The sequence below is a fragment of the Pantoea sp. SGAir0180 genome, from assembly GCF_043546245.1.
Map to the genome: position 1 here is coordinate 2,769,374 of NZ_CP028071.1, position 12,550 is coordinate 2,781,923.

Genomic DNA, 12,550 nt, shown 5'->3' on the forward strand with positions numbered 1-12,550 from the left:
CCCTTAGGGAAGTAAAAATTACAGCGCCTTCATAGAACCTTTCGGCAGGACGGCAGCCACGAAATCACGTTTAATAACCACTTCGGTAGTGTCGTTTAGCGCAATCGCAATGTAGCCGGTTTCTGCCACTTTGGTTACGCGCCCCACCAGGCCACCATTCGTCAGCACTTCATCACCTTTGGAGATAGAATCCATCAGCTTCTTGTGCTCTTTTGCGCGTTTCTGCTGAGGGCGCAGGATCATGAAGTAAAAAATCAGGCCAAAGACGACCAGCATGATCACCAGAGAATACGGACTTCCCTGAGACGGTGCGCCTGCTGCAGCCACAGCGTCAGAAATGAAAAAGCTCATTAAATTTCCCTCATTGATGAATTATCAGACGTTAAAGGCGGAACCGCTTTGCCCGTCCGTTGGTAGAACTCGGTAACAAAGCGCTCTAATTTACCCTCTTCAATAGCCTGGCGTAAACCTGCCATCAGGCGCTGGTAGTAGCGCAGGTTATGAATCGTGTTCAGACGCGCGCCCAGTATTTCGTTACAGCGATCAAGATGATGCAAGTAAGCACGGCTGTAATTGCGACAGGTGTAACAATCACACTCGGCATCCAGCGGCGACACATCGTCTTTATGCTTCGCATTGCGGATTTTTACCACGCCGTCCGTCACAAATAAGTGACCATTACGTGCATTACGCGTTGGCATCACACAGTCAAACATGTCCACGCCGCGACGCACGCCTTCGACCAGATCTTCAGGTTTGCCCACGCCCATTAAATAACGCGGTTTGTCCTCAGGGATCTGCGGACAAACATGCTCCAGGATGCGGTGCATGTCCTCTTTCGGCTCACCGACCGCCAGGCCGCCCACAGCGTACCCATCAAAGCCAATCTCTACCAGACCTTTCACAGACACATCACGTAAATCTTCGTAAACCGAGCCCTGAATAATACCGAACAGCGCGTTCTTGTTGCCCAGGCTGTCAAAGCGGTCACGGCTGCGCTGCGCCCAGCGTAACGACATCTCCATTGAGCGTTTCGCATAATCCCAGTCGGCCGGGTACGGCGTGCACTCATCGAAGATCATGACGATATCGGAGCCCAGATCGTACTGAATTTCCATGGATTTTTCTGGATCGAGGAAAATCTGATCGCCATTGATCGGGTTACGGAAGTGAACGCCCGCTTCGGTGATTTTACGAATGTCGCCCAGGCTGAAGACCTGGAAACCGCCGGAGTCCGTCAGGATAGGGCCTTTCCACTGCATAAAATCATGCAGATCGCCATGCAGCTTCATGATTTCCTGACCGGGACGCAGCCAGAGGTGGAAAGTATTGCCCAGAATAATTTGCGCGCCGGTATCCTGCACTTCTTCCGGCGTCATGCCTTTTACGGTGCCATAGGTGCCCACGGGCATAAACGCCGGGGTTTCGACCACGCCACGATCAAAAATCAGACGCCCGCGACGCGCGCGACCGTCTGTGGTATCAAGCTCAAATTTCACAAGACCTCCATCGGAGAAACAGTCCGATGTTCAAAGTAAACAGATCAGGCGCCCACTTTTTCCAGCGGCGCCTGGGGGTTTTTGCTGATAAACATCGCGTCGCCGTAGCTGAAGAAACGGTATTCTTCTGCCACCGCAGCGCGATAAGCAGCCATGGTGTGCTGGTAACCGGCGAAGGCCGAGACCAGCATAATCAGGGTTGATTCCGGCAAATGGAAGTTGGTGATTAACGCATCGATCACCTGGTACTCGTAGCCCGGATAGATAAAAATTTGGGTATCGTCGAAGAACGGCGCAATCGGGGCATCCTGACTGGCTTTGGCGGCGCTTTCCAGCGAACGTACCGAGGTGGTGCCAACGGCGACCACTTTATTCCCCCGTGCCTTACAGGCCAGCACCGCGTCTACCACATCCTGCGGGACTTCCGCGTACTCCGCGTGCATGTGGTGATCTTCAATCGTCTCGACGCGCACCGGTTGGAACGTGCCCGCCCCAACGTGCAAGGTGACAAAGGCCATTTCCACGCCTTTATCTTTGAGCGCCTGCAACAGCGGCTCATCAAAATGCAGCCCCGCCGTGGGCGCGGCGACGGCACCGGGTCGGGCGCTGTAAACCGTTTGATAAAGCTCACGATCCGCCTCTTCATCCGGGCGGTCAATGTACGGCGGCAGCGGCATATGGCCGACGCGATTAAGAATGTCCAGTACGTCGCGGTCATCATCAAAGGCGATCTCGAACAACGCATCGTGCCGCGCCACCATAGTGGCTTTCACGCTCTCGTCGTCACCCAGCAGCAGCGCTGCGCCAGGCTTCGGCGCTTTCGATGCGCGAACATGCGCCAGCACGCGCTTGTCATCAAGCATGCGCTCGACCAGCATCTCAATTTTGCCGCCGCTTGCCTTGCGTCCGAACACCCTGGCCGGGATAACGCGCGTGTTGTTAAACACCAGCAGATCTCCGGGCTGGAGCTTATCCAGCACATCCGTAAACACGCCGTGAGTGAGCGCGCCGGTTGGGCCATCCAGCGACAGCAGGCGGCAACCACTTCGTTGCGCCTGGGGATAATGGGCGATAAGAGATTCAGGCAAATCAAAAGCAAAATCGGCGACACGCATGACAGACTTCTTACTCAGAAAAACAGGCGGCACAGTTTAGCGGAAAACCGAACAATTCTGAACAACTGGCTGCGTAAACGGAGTTGCGCTTATAATGCCGCATGAATTTTCTTGCGCATCTTCACTTAGCCCATCTTGCCAACAGCTCTTTGCTGGGCAATCTGATGGCAGATTTCGTTCGCGGCGCGCCGCACCAACACTGGCCTGAACCGGTGGCCGACGGCATTCTGATGCATCGTCGCCTGGACGTAATGACCGATGCCCTGCCGGAAGTGCGCGCGGCACGCCAGCTTTTCCGGGCAGAGACCTATCGCGTCGCCCCCATCACGCTGGATGTCATCTGGGACCATTTTCTGGCGCGCCACTGGGATCGCGTTCATCCGTCACAAACGCTGCAAGCGTTTACGGCCCGTGCCGAGCGTGAAATCGTTCCGCAACTGGCCGCCACGCCCGAGGAATTTAAAGAACTGAATGCGGTGATGTGGCGAGAACGCTGGTTCGAACACTACGCCGATCCCCTGCGCCTTGAACGCGTGCTGAATGGCATGGCCCGACGTCGGCCAAGGCTGGCGGCACTCAGCGACTCTTACCAGGACTTCACCGCCCATTATCCGGCCTTTGAAGCCTGTTTCTTTCAGTTTTATCCCCGCCTGATGCAGTTGGCCGCCAGCCGGCAGCTGTGATTCACCCTCTTTATCAGGTAAGACGCGGCTTACCTGATAACGCTGAAAAAGCACGCAAACAGTACACCGACGATATTGCCATTACTGGCGCACTACGGCTTAATAAGCCTTGCTTAACTATGCTTTGCGCTACTCTCACTGTCAGACCGCCTGTTCAGGCGCTTCCTGTATTCGATGTGTTTTAAAATCATAAGAGGGAAACATGTCATCCGCTTCGCATTCTGAAATTGACGCGCGCTATCGCTACGCCTGCGAAATCGCCCGTGCCGCCGCAAGCCGCGCCTTGTCATGGTATCAACAGCGTCAAAAACTGGTGGTGGAACATAAAAGAGACCTTCAGGACGTGGTCAGTGAAGCTGACCGTAACGTTGAAGAATTAATTAAATCACTGATTGCAGAACGCTATCCCGAGGATGCGGTATTAGGTGAAGAGAGCGGTGGAGAAACAGGCGAGGCCCGCATTTTATGGGTCATCGATCCGATTGATGGCACCGCCTGCTTCGTCAATGGTCTGCATAACTGGTGCGTTTCGCTGGCCATCGTCTGCGAAGGTGAACCGGTGGTGGGCGTGGTTTGCGATCCCAATCATCAGGAGCTGTTTCACGCCCGCAAAGGCCAGGGCGCCTGGCTTAATGAGACCCGGCTTGAGGTTCATCAGGCCCGTCACCTCAACGAAGGGCTGTTGGGCATCAGTAATTCCAGCCGGGTGCCGGGAGAAAAGGTTACGCAGCTTATTGATGCGCTACTCAAACAAGGCGGGATGTTCATTCGCATCGGCTCCGGTGCATTAACCAGCGCCTGGGCCGCTGCCGGTCGCCTGATTGGCTATTACGAAGCCCATATGCATCCCTGGGACAGCCTGCCGGGCATCGTGTTAATGCGGGAAGCGGGCGGCGTCACCAATGACTATATGCGCAATGATGGCCTGAAAAACGGCAATCCCGTTTTGCTGGCGAATGCCGTAATCTATCCACAGATTAAAGCCCTTCTCGCGTCCCAGGAACTGGAGGATGAATAATGTCTGCCTGTAGCCCCCTGCGCGTAGTCGCGCTCTGTGCGTTATGGTTCGCGGCGGGGTCGCTTTACGCGGCGCCAGAATACCAGTTAGAGAAAGTGGTCGAACTCAGCCGACACGGGGTGCGCCCGCCGACGCCGGGCAACCGCCAGGAGACCGAGGCAGCAACCGGACAGCCCTGGCCCCGGTGGAGTACAGCGGACGGCGAGCTGACGGGCCATGGCTACAGTGCGGTGGTGAATAAAGCGCGCTGGGAAGGCGATCACTATCGCCAGTTGGGATTACTTCCCGCGGGTTGTCCGGACGCGACAGCACTCTACGTACGCGCCAGCCCTCTTCAGCGAACGCGCGCCACTGCCGAAGCGTTGGTGGATGGCGCATTTCCCGGCTGCGGCGTGGCGGTGCATACCGTCACGGGCGACGTCGATCCGCTTTTTCAGACGGAAAAACTGCCCTTTGCCCGCATCGATCCGCAGCGAGAGATGGAAGAAAAGCGACGTGTGGCGGGCGATTTAGCACAGCGACAGCAGCAGCTCCAGCCCGCCATTCAGGCGCTTAAAAAGGCGGTCTGTCCGGCTAATCGCGCGTGCCCGTTTTTTGATCGCCCCTGGCAGTTAAAGCAGACCCAAAGCGGCAGCGTCTATGTTGAAGGCTTAAGCACGCTGGCCGCCATGGTCGAGACGTTGCGCCTGGGCTACAGCGAAAACTTACCGTTCGCCAGGCTGGCGTGGGGCCACATCACTTCCGCTCAACAGATCACCGCCCTGCTCCCCCTACTGACGGCCAGTTATGATCTCAGCAATGATGTGCTCTATATGGCGCAACGTCGTGGCTCGCTTCTGTTACAGCGGATGCTCGACGCCATTCAGGGGAACGATCCCGATGTACGATGGGTACTGCTGGTGGCCCATGACACGAATATCGCGATGGTTCGCCGCCTGATGGGATTTGAATGGCAACTGCCGGGTTATACGCGCGGTAATATTCCGCCGGGAAGCAGCCTGGTGATGGAGCGCTGGCGGGATACGCAAAGCAATCAGCGCTACCTGCGCGTCTATTTTCAGGCACAAAGTCTGGACGGGCTACGTCAGTTACAACCCATTAATGACCGTCATCCTTTGTTGCGTCAGGAGTGGCAGCAAGCCGGCTGCCATATCACCGACGTGGGTACACTGTGCCCGTTACAGGATGCGATTGCCGCGTTGGGTCAACAGCTGGACCGCAGCGCGATCGTTCCGGAATCCCTTATATTACCCGCGCAGAACGCATTAGCGCCCGTGTCGGGTTAACGGTGGGCTTTCTCTTATTTTTCGGCAACTTATTTAACGACGTACGCTTTTGCATTAGCATCGTTTCGTCAATCATCCCTCTGTTTGTTTCATTTGCTATGTGACGTTTTCGGCGAATCCTTTCGCCGATTTTATTTCGTCGTGTCAGTCGCCTTCGCGGCCGGGAATCAGGACGGCTTGCGCACCAGCTTATAACCCAGCAGCAACAGCACAATCCACACCATGCCCACGTAAAGTGAGATGCGCGTATCCGGAAAGTAGCCGATCAGGCCGATGATAAAGCATAAAAAGGCTACGCCGAAACCGGCTGTCCAGCTTCCGCCCGGGAGGGCAAATGTCAGTTGACGGGCTGCCGCTTTACCAATTTTGCGGCGAAACGCAATCTGGGACAGCAGAATCATAATCCAGACCCAGACGGTGGCAAAGGTGGCCAGAGAGGCAATGACCAGGAACACTTTCTCGGGCATCAGGTAGTTGAGCCAGACCGCAATCAGCATGGCAAACATCATAACTACTACCGTGACCCACGGAATCCCGCGTGCTGACACCTTCATAAACACTTTAGGCGCATGGCCCTGCTGCGCCATACCGTGCAGCATACGCCCGACACCGAACACATCGCTGTTAATCGCGGACAGGGAGGCCGTCAGTACCACAAAGTTGAGGATAGAAGCGGCAGCGGCAATACCCAGATGCTGGAAGGTCAGCACAAACGGGCTACCGTTGGTGCCCACCTGATTCCATGGATAGAGGGACATGATGACAAACAGCGTACCAACGTAAAACACCAGAATACGCATCGGCACGGAATTAATGGCGCGTGGGATGGAGGTCGCCGGATCCTTAGCTTCACCGGCCGTGATGCCAATAATTTCTATCCCGCCGTAAGCAAACATCACCATCTGAAGTGACAGCAGCATGCCAACGATCCCGTGGGCAAAAAAGCCGCCGTTGGTCCACAGGTTGTGAATGCCGGTCGGCTGGCCACCGTTACCGATGCCCCAGATGATCATGCCAAATCCGGCCAGAATCATCACAATAATGGTGGCGACTTTGAAGAAGGAGAACCAGAACTCCACTTCGCCGAACACCTTCACGCTCATCAGATTGACCGCACCGATGATCAGCACGACGCTCAGTACCCAGATCCAGTGCGGCACCTCCGGGAACCAGACACCCATATAAATACCAAATGCCGTGACGTCGGCGATGGCCACAATCAGAATTTCAAAGCAGTACGTCCAGCCGGTGATATACCCAGCCATTGGTCCAAGATAATCCTGCGCGTAACGAGAAAACGAGCTGGCCTGGGGATTATTAACGGACATTTCTCCCAGCGCGCGCATGATAATGTACGCCACCGCGCCGCCGATAATATAGGCGAGCAGAACGCTCGGTCCTGCCATCCTGATGGCGTCCGCCGAGCCATAAAACAGCCCGGTGCCAATCGCCGATCCCAGCGCCATAAAACGGATGTGGCGCGTGCTCAGTCCGCGTTTGAGCTTGTTGGTTTCTTGCATAACAACCTGTACCTGTGAAATGAAAAAACCACGGGCAAGCCCGTGGTTAAAGAAGAATCAATCTTAGCCGTTACGAGTGAACTGTCACCTGTTCCGGCCCTTTTAACCGATCAACCAACGCCACAAGCAGCAACATCACCAGTGAGGGCGGCAACCAGGCAAGCCCCTGGTCGGCTAATGGCAGATGCTGGCTGAATGCGGGTAACGCCTCTTTAAACCCGGTGGTTTTGATTGCGTCAAGGATACCAAACAGCAGGCTGACAAGCATAGTCGGAGCAATGATTCGGCTGCTTTTGTTCCAGATATTCTGGGTAAAACTCAGCACAACCAGTACGATGCACGGCGGATAAATGGCGGTCAGCACCGGAATCGAGATCTGGATCAGATGACTCAGCCCCAGGTTGGAAACCACCATGGAGAACAGCCCCAGCACAAACACCAGCGTTTTGTATGACAACGGCAGATACTGGGCAAAAAACTCGGCGCAGGCACAGGTCAGGCCCACGGCTGTCACCATACAGGCAATAAAAATCAGCGCGGCAAGGAAGAAGCTGCCCATATCGCCAAAGGTGTGCTGTACGTAGGCATGCAGAATCGCGGCGCCGTTAGCATTTTGATCGACCAGCGCCCCGCTTCCTGCGCCCAGTTTAAACAGGCTCAGGTAGACCAGCGTCAGCCCTACACCCGCGATAATCCCCGCCAGTACCGTATAACGGGTTAACAGTGCCGCGTTATCAATACCGCGTGAACGGGCCGCATTCACAATCACAATCCCGAATACCAGGGCACCCAGCGTATCCATCGTGAGATAGCCGTTCACGAAACCGCTGGAAAACGCAGCGCGCTGGTAGTCGGCGGTGGCCGGAATGGTGCCGCCTGCGGGCCACAGCAGGGCGGCAACGCCGAGCAGCGTCAGGGCGGCAATTTTCAGCGGTGCCAGAATATGCCCGACCGTATCCAGCAGTTTGCCGGGATAGAGCGAAATGCCCATCACCAGCACAAAGTAGATCAGGCTGTAGATGAACAACGGCAGTGCACCGTCGCCGGTGATCGGCGCGATCCCGACTTCAAACGACACCGTGGCGGTGCGCGGCGTGGCAAAGAGTGGCCCCACCGCCAGATAGCAGACAGTGGCCAGAACCACCCCGGCAATTTTACCAATCGGTGTACTCAGCGCGTCAATCCCGCCGCCGACGCGCGCCAGCGCAATGACGGTGATGACGGGTAATCCCACAGCGGTAAGCAGAAACCCTAAAGCGGCCACCCAGACATGTTCGCCTGACTGAATACCGACCATAGGAGGAAAGATAATGTTACCCGCACCAACAAACAGGGCAAACGTCATAAAGCCCAGCGCGAGAATGTCTTTAACGGTTAAACGATGTGTCATACGGCCTGTCACTGATGTTGCGATGAAAGATAAGTTTGCGTTGCCCCCTCGCTGCGCTATGACAACAGCTGATCAGACGACAGCAGCGCATTATGCGCAGCGTCCGGTTTAGCGCAGGTGATTTGAGCTGCTTTTTTTCTGTTCACAGAGGGATAAATCGACAACGGCCGTAAGTAAAACGTTTATAGCGAAGAAAGGCAATACGAGATCGGAAAACCAGAGGCTTATTTCGTGATTTAAGTCAAAATTAGTGGATCACATCAATATTAGCAGCAAGCACATCAGATGATGTGCCTTAATAATAAACAGGCCATGGGAAATACCAGCATACTGACGTCTTTTTATGCACAAGTGGCGCATACATTGCGCCACACTGCGCACTTTTGACGCTTACCAGACCTGATTCGCCACATCCACAACCAGACGAATCTTCTGCCACTGTTCCGCTTCGGTCAGGCTGTTCCCCTCTTCCGTTGAGGCAAAGCCACACTGTGGACTAAGGCAGATCTGGTCAAGGCTGAGGTACTGCGTCGCCTCCTGTAAACGTGCTTTTACCTGATCCACGTCTTCGAGTTCGCCGACCTTGGTGGTAATTAAACCAAGCACCGCCTGCTGATGACCCGGCCGGATAAAACGCAGCGGTTCGAAACCGCCGGAACGGTGGTTATCATATTCCAGGAAAAACGCATCGACATTAACAGTGCCAAACAGGATTTCGGCCACAGGTTCATAGCCGCCTTCTGAAATCCAGGTCGAACGGAAATTGCCGCGGCAGACATGCAGACCGACGGTCAGATCGGCCGGTTTATCCTCCAGCGCTTTATTCAGCACGCGGGCGTAGGTTCGGGCCAGCTGCTCAGGATCGTCACCGCGCTCGCGGATCTCACGCTTTTGATCGTCCGAGCACAGGTACGCCCACACCGTATCATCCAGTTGCAGATAGCGGCAGCCTGCCGCATAAAAGGCGGCGATTGCGTCTTTGTAAGTCTGTGCCAGATCGTCAAAGTACACATCAAGATCGGGATACACCTCCGCGTCGATCACTTTACGTCCGCCACGGAAATGCAGCACGCTGGGACTGGGAATCGTCATTTTCGCCACGGCATCCCCTGCGATGCCTTGCAAAAAGCGGAAATGATCCAGCATCGGATGCCCGTCAAACCCCAGTTTGCCGGTCACTTTGACACCGTGCGCTTTGGTCTGTACGCCGTTAAACTGAATGCCCTGATCGGCTTCAAAATGTTCCACGCCTTTCAGGCCGTAGAAAAAGTCAAAATGCCACCAGCCGCGACGGAATTCCCCATCCGTGACCACTTTGAGGCCGTTTTCACGCTGTTTTGCCACCACATCACGGATGGCTTCGTTTTCAACCTCACGCAACTCGTCAGCGCTGATTTCCCCCGCCTGGTATTTCTCGCGAGCCTGTTTGATCGCGGCAGGACGAAGAAAGCTGCCAACGGTGTCGGCACGAAACGGGGCGGTTTGTCTTTGCATGATCACTCCTTGTCACGGCCAGATAATTTCGGCCGGGAATAGTTACATAATGTCATTTTAGCCTTCTAGATGGCTAAACGTCTAAATGCAGAGTGACATGCTGTTCTCTCAGCGGCAAACGAATAAAATTCACGTCGCCTGAAAAAAATTCATGTTGCATCGTCGCCGTCGGCTTTTCTGTCAGCGGCCGCAGCACAGACAGCCTGATGGGGTTTACGGGTCCGGAGGCAGGCTGTTTCACGGTGACGCTACCGGCGTCTGTTGACGGGCAGGTGGGCGTTATTCGAGCGAAGCGCGAGCCTGAGCAATCTGCGCCGCAGAGAGCGGCAAATACCCGGCCTCGCTGACGCGCTGTTGCCCCTGACTGGAAAGCACCTGTCGTAAAAAGGCATCGACCAGTGGCGGTAAAGGTTTACCTGGCGCTTTATTCACATAGAGATAAAGCGGACGCGACCATGGATAGCGGCCGGTACGGATAGTCTCTGGATCCGGTGCCACCGCGTCGCCGTTTTTGGTCACCACAGGCAGCAACCTGACGCCGCTCAGATGGAAACCAAAACTGGCATAGCCGATGCTGCGGGGATTACCGGCTACGGCCTGTACCACGGCGGCAGAGCCGGGAAACTCGGCCACGTCATTGCGGAAATCGCCCTGACACAGCGCCTGCTGTTTGAAAAAGCCCCATGTTCCCGAGGCGGAGTTACGGCCATAGCGCTGGATGGGACGCTGCTGCCATTCTGTCTGGCGCAGTCCCAGGTCACCCCAGCGTTGTGGAACCTGATGCGCGCCGCAAAGCCGGGTGATGGAAAAAACCGCATCGAGCTGACGCGGATCGATTTCACGCAGGGGGTTACGTTGATTGACCACCACGACCAGCGCATCCATTGCCACCGGCACGGCCAGCGGCGGATAGCCATAGCGTGCCTCAAAGGCCTGGCGCTCATCAGCCTGCATCGGACGACTCATCGCGCCCAGTTGAACGGCCCCGGCGGTCAATGCAGTGGGCGCAGTAGACGACCCCGAAGCCTGAACCTGAACGTTCACGCCAGGCGCCTGACGGCTAAAGTCATTTCCCCATAACGTCATCAGGTAGCCGAGCGTGTCGGAGCCGGCGCTACTGAGATTTCCGGACAGCATGACGGGCTGCGCCTGCCCGAGGGCTGGCAACAGCGAAAAGAACACCAAGAGAAAAGCGCGCATCGTTCCGGTCCGTTCACGATTGATGAACGGCATTCTCCTGCATCCCGTTACTGACAATCAACCTTGGCGCCAGGGTAAATGTAAAACAGGTTTCCTGATGCGGGATGCTGGTGATCTCCAGCCGGGCATTATGGTGACTCAACGCATGTTTGACGATAGCCAGCCCCAGCCCGCTGCCGCCGGTCGCACGTGAACGCGCTTTGTCTACACGATAAAAGCGTTCGGTCAGGCGCGGAATATGCTCAGCGGGAATACCGGGACCGTTATCGCAGACCTTAAATACCGCGCCCTGCTTGCTGCGTAACCAACTGATATCAATTCGTGTGCCGTCTGGCGTATGGTTGACCGCGTTGTAGACCAGGTTAGAGATGGCACTGCGCAATTGCTCGTCATTGCCAAACACTTTCAGATGCGGATCGGTGTGAAAATGGATTTGATGTCGCCCGCCGCTCAGCGTTTCCGCTTCATGTTGCAGCAGTTTCAACATGACCGGCACATCAACTTTTTCTTTCATATTGATGACCGGGGCCGCCTCAATACGCGACAGCGTCAGAAGCTGCTTCACCAGGCTGTCCATTCGGCGGGTTTGTTCTGACATGGTGTGCAACGCTTTGTCACGCGAACGTTGATTCATGACTGAGTCATTCATCATCTCCAGATAACCCTGAAGCACCGTCAGCGGCGTGCGAAGTTCGTGACTGACGTTGGCGAAGAAGTTGCGTCGTGCACCTTCCAGCTGGTGCATTTGCGTCACGTCGCGGGCCACCATCAACCACTGGCCTTCGCTGTAGGGCATAACACGAAATTCCATGTGATGCTGGTTATTCAGCACCAGCGTCAGCGGCTTGTCGAAATCGCGCTGGCGCAGATAACGTGAAAATTCAGGATAGCGCAGCAGATTAAGGATATTTTGCCCGTTATCTTCGGGCCAGCGCAGCCCGAGGTGCTGCTGTGCCAGGCCATTGCACCAGAAGATGGTGCCCTCTTCCGTTGTCAGGATAACGGCATCCGGCAGCGACTCTGCACCACTGCGAAACCGTTTGATCAGATGACCCAGCTCACGCCGCCGACGTCGGTTGCGCAGCTGCATTTGATACAGACCGTAAAACAGCGGTTCCCAGCTTGCCTGACCGGAAGGCGGGGTCATCGTGCGATCCAGCCACAGCCAGTGCGACAGCCGCATCAGGTTATAAAAATGCCACAGTAAAATACCGACTACGCTGAGTAACAACAGCCACGGCAGATAGCCGAACAACAGGCCAAGTACCAGCGCAGGCAAACACGCCAGCACCAGTTCGGACAATAATCGCTTCCATGAGAGGCGTTCCAGCACGGTTAAAGCTCC

Annotated in this window: 11 protein-coding genes; 3 read left to right on the forward strand and 8 right to left on the reverse strand. The window is 55.6% G+C overall.

Translation table 11 applies throughout. The annotated features are described in order from the left end of the window. Positions 1-18 precede the first annotated feature (18 nt). From yajC to queA, 3 genes are read right to left on the reverse strand one after another with little or no spacing between them, the layout of a single operon-like run. Positions 19-351 carry a preprotein translocase subunit YajC gene (gene yajC / locus C1N58_RS13190; RefSeq protein WP_006117993.1) on the reverse strand — a complete coding sequence of 111 codons (333 nt, stop codon included), beginning with the start codon at positions 349-351 and terminating at the stop codon, positions 19-21. After that, positions 351-1,499 carry a tRNA guanosine(34) transglycosylase Tgt gene (gene tgt / locus C1N58_RS13195; RefSeq protein WP_006117994.1) on the reverse strand — a complete coding sequence of 383 codons (1,149 nt, stop codon included), beginning with the start codon at positions 1,497-1,499 and terminating at the stop codon, positions 351-353. Before tgt ends, yajC begins: the two co-directional genes overlap by 1 nt. Positions 1,500-1,543: 44 nt before the next feature. Then, a complete protein-coding gene (gene queA / locus C1N58_RS13200; protein WP_394564231.1) occupies positions 1,544-2,614 on the reverse strand; it encodes a tRNA preQ1(34) S-adenosylmethionine ribosyltransferase-isomerase QueA in 1,071 nt (356 codons plus the stop codon). 101 nt (positions 2,615-2,715) lie between these two features. Here queA and C1N58_RS13205 point away from each other — a divergent pair, with 101 nt between their 5' ends. The 3 genes from C1N58_RS13205 (at position 2,716) to C1N58_RS13215 (ending at position 5,601) form a co-directional block, all read left to right on the forward strand. Next, entirely contained in the window at positions 2,716-3,297 is a 582-nt protein-coding gene (locus C1N58_RS13205) for an acyl carrier protein phosphodiesterase (RefSeq protein ID WP_006117568.1), read from the forward strand. Between the two features lie 202 nt (positions 3,298-3,499). Further along, positions 3,500-4,315 (forward strand): inositol monophosphatase family protein, encoded by an 816-nt coding sequence (locus C1N58_RS13210; RefSeq protein WP_205959243.1) that lies wholly within the window; start codon positions 3,500-3,502, stop codon positions 4,313-4,315. After that, complete coding sequence (locus C1N58_RS13215) at positions 4,315-5,601, forward strand: histidine-type phosphatase (protein WP_394564232.1); 1,287 nt, start codon at positions 4,315-4,317, stop codon at positions 5,599-5,601. The genes C1N58_RS13210 and C1N58_RS13215 overlap by 1 nt, the downstream gene beginning before the upstream one ends. 167 nt (positions 5,602-5,768) lie before the next feature. Here the strand turns inward: C1N58_RS13215 and proY are convergent, their stop codons facing one another. The 5 genes from proY to phoR all read right to left on the reverse strand — a co-directional run bounded on the left by proY (position 5,769) and on the right by phoR (position 12,538). Next, a complete protein-coding gene (gene proY / locus C1N58_RS13220; protein ID WP_006117571.1) occupies positions 5,769-7,121 on the reverse strand; it encodes a proline-specific permease ProY in 1,353 nt (450 codons plus the stop codon). A 70-nt stretch (positions 7,122-7,191) separates the two neighbouring features. Beyond that, positions 7,192-8,511, reverse strand: coding sequence for a branched-chain amino acid transport system II carrier protein (gene brnQ / locus C1N58_RS13225; protein WP_006117572.1), 1,320 nt, complete (start codon positions 8,509-8,511; stop codon positions 7,192-7,194). Between the two features lie 390 nt (positions 8,512-8,901). After that, positions 8,902-10,005, reverse strand: coding sequence for a cobalamin-independent methionine synthase II family protein (locus C1N58_RS13230; RefSeq protein ID WP_039338488.1), 1,104 nt, complete (start codon positions 10,003-10,005; stop codon positions 8,902-8,904). A gap of 279 nt (positions 10,006-10,284) precedes the next feature. Beyond that, on the reverse strand, positions 10,285-11,205 hold the full coding sequence (locus tag C1N58_RS13235; RefSeq protein ID WP_394564233.1) for a PstS family phosphate ABC transporter substrate-binding protein: 921 nt from the start codon (positions 11,203-11,205) through the stop codon (positions 10,285-10,287). A gap of 13 nt (positions 11,206-11,218) precedes the next feature. Beyond that, on the reverse strand, positions 11,219-12,538 hold the full coding sequence (gene phoR, locus C1N58_RS13240) for a phosphate regulon sensor histidine kinase PhoR (RefSeq protein ID WP_033738623.1): 1,320 nt from the start codon (positions 12,536-12,538) through the stop codon (positions 11,219-11,221). Between the last annotated feature and the right edge of the window lie 12 nt (positions 12,539-12,550).